Origin of the sequence: Anaerophaga thermohalophila DSM 12881 (genome assembly GCF_000191885.1) — a bacterium.
Classification (GTDB): Bacteria; Bacteroidota; Bacteroidia; order Bacteroidales; family Marinilabiliaceae; genus Anaerophaga; species Anaerophaga thermohalophila.
The window spans coordinates 39,958-57,267 of sequence record NZ_AEWI01000022.1 but is presented as its reverse complement, the minus strand read 5'-3'; the positions used below and the strand labels follow the sequence as shown (position 1 = coordinate 57,267).

The window sequence follows — 17,310 nt, the reverse complement described above, 5'->3', positions numbered from 1 at the left end:
CTTAGTAAACCGGTGCATCGGGTCCCCAGCCAGGGTTCTGTTCTAAAACACCATCAGACAAACTTATTTCCCTCTGTGGAATTTGTATAAATCCTCTTGTTTCAACTCGGAAATTCATACTTTTTTCTGTCTGAACACCATTATTTATAATCGAAACACCATCCTGACTTTCGATTACCTCTTTCACTTCCTGAAGATTACTTTGTCCGGCCCATCTTAAAACGTCATGGTAACGCACGCCCTCAAAGGCTAATTCATAGCGTCTTTCTTTTTTCAGTGCTTCAAGAGAATAGGACCCTATCGGCTCTAAATCTACACGATCTCTAACTTCATTAATACCCTCTACAGTTTCTGTCAGTTCTGAGTGCATCAATAAAACATCAGCATAACGAATCAAAACTATATCCTGCATGTTATCCAGCTGGAAATTCTTTTCAGCACCATAAAGAGTTACACTATAATTTGCCCATTCTCCATCATTATGCAAGTTAACCGGACGATATTTCATTTGCCACAAACCGGTTTCATCCATTTGCTTATCATGAAAATCTTCACCATAACCATAGTTATCCACGCCATGAATAGCAATTTCACCATCATCCTTCACATTCAGTATTGAAGCTCTCTTTCTCAAATCATCATTGGGCCATTCATCCCAAAGTTTGGTATTGACGGTTCCCATTCCCCATCCTTCACCAAATACGCCTTTGTAACTATAGCTGCGCCAGCCGTTGAACAAGTTCATTTGGTTACTGTAATAAATACTTGTTCCCCAATCGGCGAAAGTAGAAAATTTCAACATAAACATATTTTCTATGTTTTCTCCTGCCTCGCCATACCAATCCAAATTATTATCCTCAGCATATTTAAACGGTTCGTCAGAATTTTCTGAGGTAGCCAATGCATAAGGCCATAGATTTCGAAAGTCGGGCATCAACTCGTAACCACTATTGTCAATCACATCTTCAAGCCAGGTAACAACCTGATTTTTAGATACAGAACCAGCTTCTTCTCCTGCAAGAGGTAGTTCTGGCTGTTCATAAAACCCTGTATAAAACAAAAATACTCGAGCCATTAATGCTTCTGCAATCCATTTATTCGCGCGGCCCAACTCACCTCTTGTTGTTGAGGGAAAAGTTTCAATGGCTTTTTTGAGGTCTGATGCAATCTGAGCATAAACCTCTTTCGGATCGGCCTGCGGTTCATTAACCGGAGCTGATTCCAAAACAAGCGGAATATTCTCAAACATCCTTACCAGCTCAAAATAAAACAAACCTCTCAAAAAATAAGCCTCACCTATAATCTGATTTTTGGATTCCTCAGAGGAATATGTAGCCTTATCAAGGTTTTCAATTAACATATTCATTCTAAAAATACCCTGATAATACTTTTTCCACATACCTTCAAACATGCTTGGCCCGGACACTTTAAATTCATCCATGGCTCTGATAGCACGGTCATTATCCCCCATTCCTCCAAGTCGGTCATCACTCAAAATTTCGGCTGTTACAAACGGGTAGTTAAAGATAATCCAATCCTGAGGACAATCAACCAATACAAAGTATCCGGCTGTTAAAGCCTGCTTCATATCTTGTTCACTCTCATAAAAGGTTGTATTGGTTTTCTGAGTCAAAGGTTCCGTATCAAGAAAACTATCGGAACAGCTATGTAGCAAAACACCTAAAACTGCTACTGATATATAAATTAATTTTCTCATGATCTTCATTGTTTTAGAATTTAACACTAACACCAACTAAAACAGTACGAGGAGACGGGTAATATCCGATATCTATACCCTTGGCCCAGGGATAATCATCATTCGTACTTGTTCCGATTTCCGGATCCATTCCAAAATAATTAGTGAAAGTATATACATTTTGCCCTGTTACAAATAATCGGGCCTGCTCAAATGGCAAATTCGGAGCAATGCGGGTAAAATCATATCCAAAAGTAATATTGCTTATCCGGAAGTAATCTGCATCCTCAATGAAGATATCAGATACATACTGCCAGTTTGGATGAGCCCCGTATGTTAACCTTGGATATTTATTTGAAGAGCCCTCTCCATGCCATCTGTCAAAAATATCTGTTGTAAAATTGTTTGTCGGAGAATCATTCCATCGCCTGTAACTGCGTGCAATTTGATGTCCAAAAGCACCATTCCCGACAACGCTGAGATCAAAGCCTTTGTAAGCAAAATTCATATTAAGACCTACAATATAATCCGGGTTTGGATCTCCAATCATCTTCTTATCTTCATCACTAATGGTTCCATCATCATTTGTATCGGCAAAAATTAAATCTCCGGGAACGGCATTGGGCTGAATAATGTCTCCTTCTGAATTGGTATAATTCTGAATTTCTTCTTCATTCTGGAAAACGCCAAGAGTTTCATATCCGCGGAAATAGCCAATCGGATATCCTTCCTGTGCTCTAAATACTTCATTTGTACCTTGCCCAAGAATGTCACCTGGCCCATAAATTATCCCTTCAGAATTGGCAATTCTTGTAACTTCATTTTGGTTATAGGCAAAATTCAATCCTATATCATAGCTAAAATCTCTCATTCTGTCGCTCCATGTTATGGCTAATTCTATACCTTTATTCTCAACATCTCCACCATTAATAAAAGGAGCCCCGGTTCCGAAGGATGCTAGATTATCGGCCCTCACCAACCAGTCTTTAGTTGTTTTCGTATACCAGTCAAATGTTACGCCCAGTCGACTTCTTAACAGTCTTAAATCAACACCGATATTAAGCTGTTCCGAAGTTTCCCAGGTTATATCCGGGTTTGGCAAAATACTTGGGTACCCTCCAATTGAAACATCTGTTTTGTCTGGTCCAAAGAAATAATTGACATTCTCATAAGAAATCGTTGATAAGTACTGGAACGCGTCAATGGACTGGTTACCATTCTGGCCCCAACTAGCCCTTAACTTCATAAAGTCTAAAGTTCCATCAAGTCCTCCCATAAAAGGTTCTTCAGTTAAGACCCATCCTGCAGAAACAGAAGGAAAGTATCCCCACCGATTTTCCTCAGGAAAATTAGAAGAACCATCGGCACGCATTATTAATGTGAGCATATACCTTTCAAGATAGTCATAAGAAACCCGTCCAAAATAAGACAATATGCCTCCTTCTCCCCACGGTGAACTTGACATACTTGTAGTTCCGTCATCATTAATGACTGGAGTATTTTTTAACCAGGCATATTTAAATCCTGAAAGAAGAGCATCAATATTTGTTCCTTCTATATGCTCGCCAAGCCCCCACTTCTCAGCAGACATCCCAGCTAAGACGTTGAATGAGTGCTGTACGTTGATATCAAAATCATAATTCACCGTATTTTCCCAGGTCCAACTATAACCGGCGTCCAAATTATGAGATACCTGATCATGCTCTCTAAAAACTGTAGCACTAAGGGAATAAGTGGGTGTATAACTACGGTATGAACCGGCATTCATATTATATCCAAATTGACTCCGGTATTTAAGTCCTTTAATAGGTTGTACCTCTAAATAAATACTCCCGTTCAAATTGTAGCTCTTGGACTCATTCTGACCACGCTGATAGATCATTGAAGCGATGGGATTGGCTTCTTGAGGATTCCATGGAATTGCATCATGATACTCCCCATTTTCATCGTACATTGGCAAAAACGGACTTGCAACAGTACTACTAAAAATATCATTCAAGTATTGATTTCCGGTTCCAATACCACTTCGCTTTGAATAGGAATAACGCAATGTTTCACCAACTTTCAAAACATCAAAACTGTCAGAGGCATCTCTGAGCAGAGCATAATCACTATTCAATCTAAATGAGTAACGTTCGTATTGAGAATTAACAGGACCACCAAAAATACCTTCCTGGTCAGTGTATGAAAGTCCTAAAGAGTATGTGGAGTTTTCACCACCACCAAAAATATTAAGCGCATGATTCTGAATTGGAGCATCTTCGACTGTCAGATGCTCTAACCAGTCGGTTCCTTTCCATTCTCCACTTTCAATCCTTTCCCAATCGGGGACAAGTGATGCAAAGTCTAACAATGGCTGCTGACTGTTGACGCGTGCTTCATTAAGAAGTACGGCATATTCCTGGGCAGTGGCAACAGGTAACTTTTTATACAAATTTTGAACCCCATACGAGCCATCATAAGTTATGGTTGCCTTTTTGGCACCTTTTGACAAACCTCTTGATCCGGTTTTGGTAGTAACCAGGATAACACCATTTGCCGCCCTTGATCCATAAATAGCAGCTGACGCTGCATCCTTAAGTACATCAATGGACTCGATATCTGCAGGAGAAAGATAATCAAGGTTTCCACCAGGAACACCGTCTATTACAACCAAGGGTTCAGAATCACCGGTAGTACCCATACCTCGAATGTTTACTTTAAATCCACTACCAGGTTCACCTGTCTCCTTAATTATGCTCACCCCGGGTGTTAATCCTTGCATTGCGGTCATAGGTGAGACCGTGTTTTGCTTGACAATCTGATCCGATTTAACCTGAACTGTTGCTCCTGTGTTTAGCTTTTTTTGTTGAACACCATATCCAATCACAACAACCTCATCCAGATCAGTGAAAGTCTCTTGCATAACAACATTAATCTCTCTTTGGTCACCAACTGCGATCTCCTGGGTTTCCATTCCAACGAATGAAAATACCAAAACAGATTCTTCACCTGTAACTTCGATGTTGTAATTACCATCCACATTAGTAATGACTCCGTTTTGCGTTCCTTGCTCCAAAACAGTAACTCCTGGAACAGGTTCGCCTTGTGTGTCTGTAACACTACCATTCACCTGCACCTGCGCAAATGAGGCAATGCTAAAACACAAGCCAATTAATAGAAATAGCACTCTTTTTTTCATAGCCATAGAGTTAAAATTTAAATTTACAAAGTAATTATCTTTTAAACATTTTTTAATTTTCAAATATATAAAAAAGATAAGAAACCAAAAATAAAAGGCTTCTAATTTATTTTGAGTATAAAGAACACTTTCTATTCATTTATTTCTAATTTATCCTAATGCTCAACTTCTCTAATTAGTGTATCTTTAACTCTTTCATTGATTTTCAAAGATATTTCCAATAGGAAAATCAACCTAATACTATTTTTGCTTTTTTTTATATAATTCAGTATTTTTTTTCTTTTTTTGCAGCTATCTTAACTTTCAAAGCTTTTAATCCCTAAAAGGCAGATAAAAAATTTTCATTATTTATATGGTATCTTATCATTAATCTACAATTTAAAAATGAAAAAATAATGTGTCAAATGAGGCCGAACCCAAATAACCAAACAGTTTAAAGATTCAAGAGATTGATTTTCGCTACATCTAATTCTCTTTATATATTGTACGATCTTATCATTTTAGCTAATTTTGTTTTTATTTGATCAAAATTCTCAAAAGCAGACAAAATTGTTCGGGGGACTATTATATTTCAATGCAGTATTTCATTCAGTCCTTTAAACCTGAAGATTATAAGTTAAACGATAGACATATTCCATCATACCGATAACTTAAACCAATTATAAATTCATGAAAAACCAAATACACCGCGAGATAACACCCCTTCAGGAAGATGATTGTTTTCTGGTCTTTGATCGTCAACGGAACCTCTTTAACTTCCCGATTCATTTCCATCCGGAATATGAAATCAATTTTATTTCCAATGCAAAAGGAGCAAGAAGGGTGGTGGGCGACCATATAGGAGAGATTGATGACATGGAGTTGGTCATGGTAGGTCCTAATCTATATCATGGATGGGAAAACTACAGGAATACGGGAGAAGAGCTTCTTCACGAAATTACTTTACAGTTTCCCCGTGACTTGTTCCAGCAACATCTGCTACAGAAGAATATTTTAAAACCGCTGAAAGATTTGCTTCACAATGCAAACCGCGGGATACTCTTTTCACGGCATACTACACTTATGGCGGCTGAAAGGCTGAGAAACATCAGTAAAAAGAGAGGATTTGATTCGTATCTGGAATTTCAATCGTTGCTGTATGATCTGGCTATTTCAAGAGAACAACGATTATTGACCAATATTTCGTTTCAAAACCAGGATGATTTTTATAATAGTGACAAGATCGAAAAAATATACAATTTCGTAAGAGAAAACTATAACAAAAGAATTATGCTTGAAGATGCCGCGAAGTTGCTGAACATGTCGGTCGTTTCATTTAGCAGGATGATCAAGCAGAGGACCGGAAAATCGTTTGTTGACTTTGTCAATGAAATCCGTCTTGGTTATGCAACGCGCATGTTAATTGAAAGCAACAGGAGTATATCGGAAATATGCTACGAATGCGGCTTTAACAATATTTCAAATTTTAACCGTACGTTTAAAAAGAAACAGAATTGTACCCCCACCGAATTCAGAACCAACTTTAACGGGATTAAGAATGTATTTTGACAAAAAAAAGAGTAGAAAAACATTCTACTCAAACATTAAAAACTGCACTAAAATGCGGATTACCTACAATACAAACAGTAGGATGACAGTAAACAGTAACACGACCTGAGCCGCCAGAAAACGTTCCGGCAGATCAACAGAAATTCTCTTAATACTCATAGCCAAAAAGATTTTGAATTCAACCTAAAACTTTATACTTAGACGAAAATTTTAAAAAATGGTTGCTTTAAAACGTAAAAAACGCCGGATCGTTTTCTGAACCCCGGCGCATTTTTTCTGAAACCCCAATCTCGTTTTCTAAAGCGACTTTTTTCTAAATAAAAATCAAAATCCCTGTTCTCCCGCCTGAAATTGTTTCTGAAGCGAGAGGACTGCTCTTGCACAGCCTTCACTCCCTTCAGGGAATGAAAAAACAAGATTGTACACTTTTGTTGAACGGCATATAAAACCGAAAGCTTTATACATTTTCCCCTGAGCTTTATTACTCACTAACAACTTATCCCCATCATAAAGTTCCATCAGAACTTTCTCGGAATTTCCGCTTCCGTTCACCACATTGAATTTATACTGACTTCGGCTGTTAAGGATTACAGAGTATTTTACAGTGCCTGTTTTCCCGTCGTTGTTTTCCTTCTTAAGATCAACAATGAAATCTTTGATATACTGTCCGCTTCCCATTTCATTAAGAGCCTGCTTTAACAGGGCATCATGATCACATTGCCCGTATAGTCCTGCCGAACCCAGTGCGAATATGAAAAGGAAGGAAAAAAATATTTTTTTCATCTTTCTAAATTTTATTTTCAAAGGCCACTAAAATCCTCTTTATTTTCATCTAAAATGAAACTTGTTAAGGGCCGGTTTCTTTAATCCTGTTTGTCTAAAACATCAAAACAATGTAATCACCCTATTAGCTAACTATATAGGAACGTATATCCTTAATTTTTTCAATTATTGTGCCAAGGTCTTCGGGCGAAACTTCCACGTTACTTATCTCGTCCTGAACAATAATAAGCATTCCGTCTTGTTCAATCGTTTTTGGCTCACCGACTTCCTTGGTTATCTTCACGTTTTTATACAGTTTTTTCAAATCTTCTATATAGCTAATCAGCTCCTTGAAATTACTGTTTTGTTCATAATTCTTAAGGATAATATAAAGTATATCTACAATTTCCTTTTGCTCTCCAAGCCGGGAAATCAACTCTTCATCATTGGTCTTTTCAATAACATCACTTGCTATGTAAAGTCCTTCGACCCACGCTCCGGTAATAATTAAGGCACTTACGTTACTCCGGTTCTGATTCCGTAAATAGGAATCCATCTGGTTAAAGCTGGTAACCGATATTTGCATCAGCGAGTCCAAATTAGAGGAATTGGTTGCCATGCGCTTGAGAGCTTCAAAATCGAAGAATTGTCCTACCCGGATACCATCGGCCAGACTTTTGACAGCCAGTAAATAGGATACAACAATATTACTCTTATCGTAGGAATTGATGTAACCCAGATCGGCACTGTAAACGCCTAAATTCAGTGCCCGTTTATAGCTGGTGCTGTAATTCGAAATATTTTCAGGGTTGTTCAGAATTTGTTGTGAAAAGTCAACTCCGGTCGATTTAATCAAGTTGGCCATTTCTACAGGAGAAGAAATGTTCTGAATAACATCTCCGATAATCTCCTCGGAAAGCTTCAGAGGAGCGTCACCTTTTAAAGAATCGGGTAACATTAACTCATCTTCCTGTGACTTTTCCTTTTTATCTGAACCTCCTGCACATGAAAAAAACAAATTGGCAGAAGTAATAATAACCAATGCAATTATTAATTTCCTGATCATAGCATATTGTTTTTTTGATTTCAATTTATCTAAAATTATTGGTATTGTACTGATAGCCTGACCCGATTTGCCGGGCGAACATATCCCGAATAATCAGGACCTGTTTCGTCCTTTTTATACTGTTATGATTTAAAAAAGGTTACTTATCTTTCTTTTTAATCCATTTCAAATTGCCTGCAAAATTAAGTCCTTTTTTGAGCAGATCAAAATACAGGACTATGTAGAGCAGTATCGTCAACACCCATACCATTACAATATTAAACCATAATGTCTCAAAGTAATGGCCGGCAAAATGTTTTGACGGGGCAAAGAAATGTGTTCTGAAATCGAAAAAATGCAATGGTTCCGGCTTTTGATAAACAGGGTCAACCATCTGAATCAGGTGATCGTCTTCGCGAAGTATCTTATTCTTATCAAATACCTTTCTGACGATATCATTGATGCTCTCATTAAAATAATCGTCACGTATTCTTTCAAATTTTTCGCGATTGGCCTCAATATTTGCCGACAGAAACTGCTCTTTAATGGTATTGGCTTTGTAGAACTCATCCTGATAATATTCCAAAAGCCGGTCAAGATAATCATTAATTTCAGTGGCCAGCTGTACTGAAAAGCCTTCGGGGGTGATTTTGTCCAGCTTATCGAAATTTACCGAAGGAATCCTTTTCAATTCATTAGATACTTCATTATAGATAAGCCGTATGTTACTTTCGTATTGTTCGCGGGAGATATTCTCTTCACCTTCAACATAACCTTCTGTTTCGGCTATTATGTCTCTCAACTCGGGAATATAATATACCTGTTTAAAGTCAGCGGCACTTTCCCGCATCTCCACTTCAAATATATTTTTCTTAAAATTGTTGTGTTTATACTGATGTACCATCAATCCTTCATAAATCCATCGTGATGGCATAAACTCGGCAATGGCTGGAACCACATCGGGACTGGTAAAATCTTTATTGAGTTTATCAAATGTAAACATGGCGCCACCCAGAACCATCTGCGGAATCATCAGCAACGGGATAAGAATATAAATGGTAATAATTGAGTTGAATGATGCCGAAATAATGAGTCCGAGTATATTGGCAAAGGCAGAGATCGAAAACAGGGCAATCCAAAATTCAAAATACATATCTTTTATGCCCAGAACTGAGTTGGCAACAAAAACAAACAAAACCATCTGAATGGCTGAGATCGAAAACAGGATAAGTATTTTGGACATGAGATAACTGGACCGGCTCAGGTTAAGAAAAGCCTCCCGTTTCAATATCTTAGCATCTTTAAATATCTCCTCAGCACTGATGATAAGTCCGAAAAACAGCGCTACAACAATGCCCATAAAAATATAAGGCGGTATGTTCTCATTCTCCCTGAAGATGTAGTCGCTGGAGGTAGGATCGGCAATGTATCTTACCAGATAGGACAGGATAAACCCCAGCAGAGGCGCTTCCAGAAGGTTCAGTAGAATGTATTGTGTATTACTGATCTTGGAGAAAAAATCGCGCAAAGTATATATCCTGAACTGGTTCAACCACGACGGAATATTCAGGCTCCGGGGAGGTGTATCGTTAACAGTCTCAACCTCCGGTATCTGAATATTCTTTTTGAACTGTTCGTGCCACTCTTCGGGCGAAATTTTTCTCTGATCGGTATAATTGCCATATTCATCGATTACATTCGAATCGATGATATTGAAAATCAACTCCGGATTGAGGTTGCCACAGGTAGGACATTCACCTACATCACTGTTTATCTGAGCATCAAGGCGTTTAAAATAAATAAGCGATTCACTCGGATTACCATAATAAACGGGGTATCCACCGGTATCGAGAATGTACATTTTATCGAACATCTTGAAAATATCCGATGACGGCTGGTGGATAACCACGAAAATAAGCTTCCCCTTCAACGAGAGTTCCCGGAGAAGATTCATGACATTTTCCGAATCGCGGGACGACAGCCCGGATGTAGGTTCATCGACAAACAATATGGCGGGTTCACGAATCAGTTCAAGGGCAATATTGAGCCTTTTGCGTTGTCCGCCGCTTATCATTTTATTTAAAGGGGATCCCACTTTGAGATGTCTGCGGTCGTAGAGCCCCAGGCTTTTGAGTGTTTCATTGACCAGATGCGTTATTTCTTCTTCATCCTTATCCTTAAAACACAGCTTGGCATTATAGTAAAGGTTTTCGAAAACCGTAAGTTCCTCAATCAATAAGTCATCCTGAGGGATAACACCGATAACCCCTTCAAGCTCCTCTGCATCACGATGCAAATCATACCCATTGATCAGCACCTGTCCTTTTGTGGGCGCCTCAATTCCTGATAAAACATTGAGCAAAGTGGTTTTCCCGGCACCGCTGGCCCCCATAATTCCGATGAGCTTACCCTGCTCTTCGGCGATCTGAATATCCCGGATACCAATATCACCGGTTTTGAACCGGAATTCTACATCTTTAACTTCATACGTAATACGCGGAACATTGGTATCGGTCATGAAATGACCAACAACATCGGTAAAATAGATGGGTTTACCCTTGGGAACCCGGATGAAGCTTCCGTTGGGGAAAAGATAAATTCTTCTTGTGTTGATAACCAGACCGTTAAGAAAAATATCCTGGTCGCCGGTATATCTCATAAAATAGAGATCAGCGCTTTTGACCCTTAGAATAATAATAGCGCCATGCAACCCGGGTGTATGAATAAATCTTGCGTTTTGAAATCCGGGCTCTTCATCTCCGGCCATCAACAAATCGGCAAAATCCAGATTTGCCGGGTCATTCTGGATAACGAAATTCTCAATATTGCTGATCTCGTTCCGGGGCAGCTTAAAAACATCGGCCACTGTGTTTATAATGGCCATACGCTGTTCGGTAAATTTATGATCGGCATTAACCAACTCGTACAACCGTACCAGTACGACAACTTTCTGTTCTCTGTTCAGCTGCTTGTTGATTTTTTTGCAAATTCCCAGTATCCGAACAGAATCTTTCATAGAGGTGAGGCGCACCTTTCCCTCTTCTTCTTTCCCACCTTTTGAGTCGTCGGCCGAGTGCTTCAAAAACAGCCCGTAGTACTCTTCTACAGCTTCGGAATTGAGTTGTTGTCGGAGAAAAGTTCGGACATATTCTGTTTCGTTGGACTCTGCGCCCCCATCTTGTTTGGCAATCAGGCCAAACAATTGCATCAGTGCTTTTAGTATTTCTTCACTCATCGGTCAGTAAAAGGTGGGTTACCACTTGGTCAATTAATCGGTATACAAAACGTAATCGAAAGGAATTTCGACAATATCGGCATACTCTTCACCGGCTTCCAGCATGTCTTCTTCATCTTCGTGATAATGCCACTTAACAACCACTTCCTTTCCGCTCTCGACAATTTCTTCCAGCTTGAGAAGTATATCAAGGATCACTTTTGATGAAGCCGTATTAAAGTATTCCAGTTTAAAACAAAATTCTGTATGATCATTGGGATCTTCAGCATACTGATCAATCCAGTCCAATATAGGCTCATAGAACATATTCACATCTTCGGGCAACGATCGACCCGAAATTTCAAACTGCCCGTTTGCCTTGTCCAAAATCACGTTTGGGGTATCATCGGTTCCTTTTATATTAATCACATCCATAAATCAAAATGTTTTATCAGTAATTTCTTTTAATGGTAGACGTTAGAATAAAAAACGAAACATCCTCATTCAGTTCTTTAAACTGGTATGATAGTTTACTGCCGGTTTTTTTAGCGATATCAATAAGTCCCAAACCGGCGCCACCCTTTTCGGAAAGTTTGGCCTCCATAATCTGCTGTTTATACAATGACGACAATCCTGCCTTATCGAGGCTGTTGATGTGTTCCAGGCTCTCTTTTAACCCCGGAACTTTTGAATTCCGGATAACATTGCCTGTAATGATTTTATAACTGTCGTCTCCTTTGCTTACCATAACAATACCACGCCGATCGTCGTCTGCTTCGTCGGACAAGGTATCTGCATGTTTGCTGATGTTTTGCAAACATTCGACCATAACGTTGAACACTTTTCGTTGTACCTGGTTGGGTTCTTCACTTCTGGCCATATTTTTTTCGGTGAGTGAGGTAAAAGTTTTGGTAATTTCCTGTGTTACCTCCCCTTCATAAACCAGGTTAATCTCGTTTGTTTTCATCGTTTTGTAGAGTTGATATGCAAACTCCAGAAAACGGTGACTCTCAATTTCCTTGCTCATAGTGTATGAAGTCTTTAAAAGTGTAAATATAATTACAATTCAATTCCTATCAATAAAACATCGTCAACTTGTTTCTCGTTCCCCATCCATTCGTAAAAAGTTTTCGGGAAAAAACGGGCAAAATGCGCCATGGTATAATTTGGATCCATAGTAAGTGCTTCGCGCACCCTCTTTGGCTGAAACTTCTTTCTGTCGGGGCCGCCCAACTGATCGGGCAAACCATCCGAGAAGATAAAGATTTTATCTCCCTCTCTGTATTCAATTAAGTGATTTTCAAACTCTTTTTCTTTTCTTCGCGGGAGCGGGGCTCCGCCAACGCCTTTTCTTGTTCCCTGATACTCGAGCAACTCGCCGTCGCGAAGCAAAAACAACGGACGGTGGGCACCACAATAATCAAGAACCTGTTTTTCGGGTTCAATTTTGCAGAATGCTATGTCCATGCCATCCCGTCCGGTAGACCCTTCCTGGTCCTGCTTAAGGGTTTTTCGTACCTCCTGATGCAACTGTTCCATAATCCGGTCGGAAGACAAAGTCGGGTCGGCGCTGACAATATTGTTTAGCAGGAAGTATCCTATAAATGAGAGCAATGCTCCGGGAACGCCATGTCCGGTACAGTCTACTGCTGCCACATAATAGGTATCATCTTTTTTGAGGAACCAGGGAAAATCGCCACTTACAACATCCTTTGGCCGGTAGAATATAAATGAACGCGGGAAATAATATTGCAGATGGTTGGTATCGGGCAGTAATGAACTTTGAATCCTCTGAGCATAATTTATGCTGTCCGAGATTTTTTTATTTTTCTCCTTAATTTCGGCTTCAATCTTCTTGAACTCTGTCATATCGTGCGAAACAAACAAAACAGATTCAAGTTCGCCCTCATCATTCAGTTCCGGAATTCCCTTTATTTCCATGATTCTTTCGCCGCTGCTGGTCGATACTTTTACTTCCGAGATAATGGTTTCCTGGTTTTCTTTAATCTCAGAAAGCGTTGCTTCAATGTAATCAACAAACCGCCGGTCAATTTCCAGATCATTAACACGCTTTTTAATGATGTCGTTGGTTTGTATTCCAACAAATTTGGCCACGGCAGGATTTACATATACCAGTTTCCCCATTATATTTATCCGCATGATCATATCGGGACTGTTCTCCGATAAGCTCTGCATACGGCTTTTCATCTGCTCTTCCTTCTCGGCTCTCTTACGTTCGGTAATATCCTGCGTATTAAAAATAATACCCCTGATAGCAGGATCGTGCAACAGATTCTTCCCTTTTGTTTCGAGGAATAATTTTTCTCCATTCTTTCTCAGGTAAGTATACTGGGCGGTTTGCTCTCCTCCGGGCGTTTCAAGCAGATACTGAAAAAGATTGTTGATGGTACGGTAACCACGCGGGGTAAGCAGGTCGGGGTCCATTCCGGTTATTTCATCGTCATCGTCATAACCGAGAATTCTTTTAACGGAAGGACTTTCAAAAACAAGCTCCTGATTTTCGTTGTAAATAGAGATAAACTCAGAAGCGTTGGTCAGCAGTGCTTCGAGTCGTTTCTGGGCATGAGCCACTTCCTGAACCTGAGCTTCCAGCATTTGATTCGACTTCTCAAGCTCTTCCTGGGTTTCGAGCATTTCCTGCGCATTTTGCCTCAGCTGCTCTTCATTTTTTTGAAGGGTTTTAGTCAGTTCCTGAGATTCCTGAAGCAATTTCTGCGTGCGGGCTGTAATCTTCAGGTTATAGATGGTTTGACCGATAGATTCGGCCACAACCTCAGCATACAAGAGATGTTTATTTTCAAGATGATCACGCAGAAAAGCCACTTCAACCACTCCCTGCAACTCCTCTTCCTGCATGAGGGGAATTACCAGAAGCGTTTTCGGCTTCTTTTCTCCGATCAATCCCGATGTAACAGACCAATAGTCTTCCGGAATTTCAGTTCTGTAAATCAATTGCTTTTCATAAGCTGCTGCCCCCACAAGTCCTTTCCCTATTCTGAATTCATCGTATTCGAAGCGTCGGCGGTTATAGGCGTACATGGCACTCCGTTTAAGCACCTCATCCTCGAGCAGATAGAAGGCACCCTGAATGGCTCCCATATAATCGATCAATGCTTTCAATACAGCCGGGGTCAGATCCAAAAGATCATGATGTACCCGCAGCAAGTCAGACATTTGCTCTTTTCCTTTCGAGATGAAGTTTTCCTCATCCTCACGCTGGCGGGCAACTTTTATATTTTTTCCGATGTCAAGTAAGACCGAAGCAAGATGATCACCGGATATTTCATTTCCCAAATCATCCTTTCCCTCTTTCAAATTTGAAGCCAGCTCAATATTGTGCTGAATTCGTTTGTTCAAGTCAAAAATCTCGGAACGGTATTGAGCGGTTTTCTCATTTATATAGTTCCTCACAAAAATGACAGCAAAAGGAACCGAAATAATCAGTAAGTCAACAAACCAAACCAGCCACCAGGTATGAAGATGAATGATATTGGAAAGACTGAATACACTTTTTTCGATGGACAAAAAGCCGCCCCAGGCCAACAGCAGAAAAAGCACGATAAACACAAAAAGAAAAAATCGTTCTTTTACCGATAGCACACCTGTAAAGAACCACTTCCTTATTTGCCTCAATGTCCACCTGTACATTTTCATCCGTATAAAATTAGTCTAAGTTATTGGTCTGATGGAACTCGCATGATTGGAGTTTATACATGTTCGCTTGTGACAAACCTTGTCATGCTCGTTTCATTCGTATAAAATTTATTTTTTAAGGTCGAATGAAACTCATCCCGGCTAATCAGGGTTTGTTCCGTATAAAATTTGCTATTAACATGCGAACCCTTCAGTCTCTGCTCTTCGCAGAGTAACATAATCCCGAAAACGATCAAATGTTTATAATAGTAAACGTTGTTTAAACATGATCATAAACAACTTTTGCATAATTTATAGACGGACACTAAATAGTGCGTGTCTATAAACTCGCAAAAATTTTTACAATATGTGTGTCTGTTCAGAAAGTACCGGTTGCAAGGCTTGCGAAGTCCGAAAATACGGTGTTTACCCATCGTAAATGAGTAATTTTCGAACGAGCGTAACACAGTAAATGGCACTTTATGGACAGACACTTCTAAATAATATTTTTCTCGACCAATTTCGTCATAACCCCAGGCCAGAGCCGCTCAACATCAGACTCTCTGAAAGTCATTAGTTCAATCAAACCGGTACATTTTTGACCTTTAACAACCGGTAACAGATATAAAAAATATTGTTTGCTCTTTCCCAGGGCTGTATTAACCGGCAAATATTCCTCCGGTATGTCCTCGATTTTGGTTGCTTCACCGTCTGCTGCTGCCTGGCCATGCAGTCCTTCGCCCTCTTCAAAAGGCGAAAGCTCAAAATCTTCGGGTAATCCGAAAGTAGCTTGTACGTTAAACCGGCCTGAGGGTTTGTCTTTTTCATACCAGACCACGGCCATAGCATGGAATAATTCAGAAAAAAGGTACAACAGATGATGTTTATCGGTTTTTGCCACAGGGTCATTTACAAGTCTTTGAACAACTTTGTCCTGATAAGAAGCAAAACGGGTTTCCTCATTTTGTTTTGCCTCATAACCGGCAATAACCGATTCCAGTTCTACTATTTTTTGTTCATGTATCGAACGCGTGTCTTTCAGCTCCTCCCCGAGGCGCTTAATTTCGGAACGTAATCCCTGATTGTTCCTATCACTGATATAAAAAGCAGTCAGGAAAAATATAAACGCAAGCACCTCAACCATGTAATAGGCTATCCCGGGATGCTGTTGTAAAAAAACATTCTTTAGCAAAGCCAGAATAAAAGCAATGCCTCCCAGAAGGAAAAGCCATCTTTGAAAATGCCTGTTATCAAAAAAATGCCTGCTCATATCTGATAAGTTGTTACGGCTGTTAGAACTGTTAAGTTGTTAGGGGTGTTAGGGTGTTAGGGTGTTAGGGATGTTAAGGTGTTAGGTTGTTAGGTTGTTAAATTGTTGCATCACCTGATAATCTAAACATCCTATATCTAATAATCTTATATCTAATAATCTTATATCTGTGATCTTTAACTGTTAAAAATTATGCTTTCAGCCCGTTCAAAATCTTAACAATATCGTCGGGTTTGAGAATCTGATCGGGAGTAAACAACTTTAAAGCAGCCTGTGGCATAGCATCAACATCACAAGTGGAAGGGTCCTGCACTATGGTGTATCCTTTTTTCTCGTGTATGTTTTTTATGCCCATTGCCCCGTCTTTATTCGCCCCGGTAAGAATAATTCCCATGGCTTTTTCTCTGAAAGAATAGGCTGCCGATGAAAAGGCATAATCAATAGAGGGCCGGCTATGATTGTTGACCTCCTCGGTTGATAGTGAGATTGTACTATCGAACTCCACAAAAAGATGATAATTTGATGGTGCCAGCATTGCAACTCCCGGCCTGAGTTTATCCTTATCGTAAGGTTCAACAACCGGGATATTCGATTTCATGTTCAAACCTTCAACCAATCCTGAGCGCACGTGTTTAAGCCTGTGAAGACACAGTACCACAGGCAACGGAAAAGCCGGATCGAGTTGTGACAGAATTCTGGAAACAACCGAAAAACTGCCGGCAGAACCGCCAATAACGACAATTTTAAATCTCTGCTCAGGTATTTTCATCAGTATAAAATTAGTCTAAGTTATTGGTCTGATGGAACTCGCATGATTGAAGTTTATACATGTTCTCTTGTGACAAACCCGGTCATGCTCGTTTCATTCCTATATAATTAGTGCTCGTCTATAAACTCGCAAAAATTTTCACAATATAAGTCATTGGCCGAATGGAACTCG

11 protein-coding genes are annotated in these 17,310 nt (G+C 39.7%); 1 reads left to right on the top strand and 10 read right to left on the bottom strand.

Annotated features, from left to right (window positions below):
• Nucleotide 1: 1 nt before the first annotated feature.
• Both ATH1_RS0108080 and ATH1_RS0108075 read right to left on the bottom strand, forming a co-directional pair.
• A complete protein-coding gene (locus ATH1_RS0108080; protein ID WP_010420003.1) occupies nucleotides 2-1,717 on the bottom strand; it encodes a RagB/SusD family nutrient uptake outer membrane protein in 1,716 nt (571 codons plus the stop codon).
• 13 nt (nucleotides 1,718-1,730) lie between these two features.
• A complete protein-coding gene (locus ATH1_RS0108075) occupies nucleotides 1,731-4,883 on the bottom strand; it encodes a SusC/RagA family TonB-linked outer membrane protein (RefSeq protein ID WP_044115072.1) in 3,153 nt (1,050 codons plus the stop codon).
• Between the two features lie 663 nt (nucleotides 4,884-5,546).
• On the opposite strand from ATH1_RS0108075, the gene ATH1_RS0108070 reads away from it, so the two are divergent.
• The gene (locus ATH1_RS0108070) at nucleotides 5,547-6,425 is read left to right on the top strand and encodes a helix-turn-helix domain-containing protein (protein WP_010419997.1); all 879 of its coding nucleotides are present in this window, start codon (nucleotides 5,547-5,549) and stop codon (nucleotides 6,423-6,425) included.
• A gap of 324 nt (nucleotides 6,426-6,749) precedes the next feature.
• Here the strand turns inward: ATH1_RS0108070 and ATH1_RS0108065 are convergent, their stop codons facing one another.
• The 8 genes from ATH1_RS0108065 to ATH1_RS0108030 form a co-directional block, all read right to left on the bottom strand.
• Nucleotides 6,750-7,208, bottom strand: a complete 459-nt coding sequence (locus ATH1_RS0108065) for a hypothetical protein (RefSeq protein ID WP_010419993.1) — start codon at nucleotides 7,206-7,208, stop codon at nucleotides 6,750-6,752.
• A 124-nt stretch (nucleotides 7,209-7,332) separates the two neighbouring features.
• Nucleotides 7,333-8,253 (bottom strand): hypothetical protein, encoded by a 921-nt coding sequence (locus ATH1_RS0108060; RefSeq protein WP_010419990.1) that lies wholly within the window; start codon nucleotides 8,251-8,253, stop codon nucleotides 7,333-7,335.
• A 139-nt stretch (nucleotides 8,254-8,392) separates the two neighbouring features.
• A complete protein-coding gene (locus ATH1_RS0108055; RefSeq protein WP_029164028.1) occupies nucleotides 8,393-11,467 on the bottom strand; it encodes an ATP-binding cassette domain-containing protein in 3,075 nt (1,024 codons plus the stop codon).
• Nucleotides 11,468-11,500: 33 nt separating this feature from the next.
• Nucleotides 11,501-11,881 (bottom strand): DUF1987 domain-containing protein, encoded by a 381-nt coding sequence (locus ATH1_RS0108050; RefSeq protein ID WP_010419985.1) that lies wholly within the window; start codon nucleotides 11,879-11,881, stop codon nucleotides 11,501-11,503.
• Nucleotides 11,882-11,897: 16 nt separating this feature from the next.
• Complete coding sequence (locus ATH1_RS0108045) at nucleotides 11,898-12,473, bottom strand: SiaB family protein kinase (protein WP_010419983.1); 576 nt, start codon at nucleotides 12,471-12,473, stop codon at nucleotides 11,898-11,900.
• A gap of 32 nt (nucleotides 12,474-12,505) precedes the next feature.
• Nucleotides 12,506-15,121: a PAS domain S-box protein gene (locus ATH1_RS0108040; RefSeq protein WP_010419981.1), complete on the bottom strand. Its 2,616-nt coding sequence runs from the start codon at nucleotides 15,119-15,121 to the stop codon at nucleotides 12,506-12,508.
• Nucleotides 15,122-15,596: 475 nt separating this feature from the next.
• A complete protein-coding gene (locus ATH1_RS0108035; RefSeq protein ID WP_010419979.1) occupies nucleotides 15,597-16,370 on the bottom strand; it encodes a GAF domain-containing protein in 774 nt (257 codons plus the stop codon).
• A gap of 190 nt (nucleotides 16,371-16,560) precedes the next feature.
• Complete coding sequence (locus tag ATH1_RS0108030; RefSeq protein WP_010419977.1) at nucleotides 16,561-17,139, bottom strand: chemotaxis protein CheB; 579 nt, start codon at nucleotides 17,137-17,139, stop codon at nucleotides 16,561-16,563.
• Nucleotides 17,140-17,310: the final 171 nt, after the last annotated feature.

What these genes read in the sequence shown, in the direction of transcription:
- ATH1_RS0108040 (WP_010419981.1), bottom strand. Translation starts at nt 15,121, where the DNA reads ATGAAAATGTACAGGTGGACATTGAGGCAAATAAGGAAGTGGTTCTTT.
- ATH1_RS0108045 (WP_010419983.1), bottom strand. Translation starts at nt 12,473, where the DNA reads ATGAGCAAGGAAATTGAGAGTCACCGTTTTCTGGAGTTTGCATATCAA.
- ATH1_RS0108060 (WP_010419990.1), bottom strand. Translation starts at nt 8,253, where the DNA reads ATGATCAGGAAATTAATAATTGCATTGGTTATTATTACTTCTGCCAAT.
- ATH1_RS0108050 (WP_010419985.1), bottom strand. Translation starts at nt 11,881, where the DNA reads ATGGATGTGATTAATATAAAAGGAACCGATGATACCCCAAACGTGATT.
- ATH1_RS0108070 (WP_010419997.1), top strand. Translation starts at nt 5,547, where the DNA reads ATGAAAAACCAAATACACCGCGAGATAACACCCCTTCAGGAAGATGAT.
- ATH1_RS0108080 (WP_010420003.1), bottom strand. Translation starts at nt 1,717, where the DNA reads ATGAGAAAATTAATTTATATATCAGTAGCAGTTTTAGGTGTTTTGCTA.
- ATH1_RS0108030 (WP_010419977.1), bottom strand. Translation starts at nt 17,139, where the DNA reads ATGAAAATACCTGAGCAGAGATTTAAAATTGTCGTTATTGGCGGTTCT.
- ATH1_RS0108075 (WP_044115072.1), bottom strand. Translation starts at nt 4,883, where the DNA reads ATGGCTATGAAAAAAAGAGTGCTATTTCTATTAATTGGCTTGTGTTTT.
- ATH1_RS0108055 (WP_029164028.1), bottom strand. Translation starts at nt 11,467, where the DNA reads ATGAGTGAAGAAATACTAAAAGCACTGATGCAATTGTTTGGCCTGATT.
- ATH1_RS0108065 (WP_010419993.1), bottom strand. Translation starts at nt 7,208, where the DNA reads ATGAAAAAAATATTTTTTTCCTTCCTTTTCATATTCGCACTGGGTTCG.
- ATH1_RS0108035 (WP_010419979.1), bottom strand. Translation starts at nt 16,370, where the DNA reads ATGAGCAGGCATTTTTTTGATAACAGGCATTTTCAAAGATGGCTTTTC.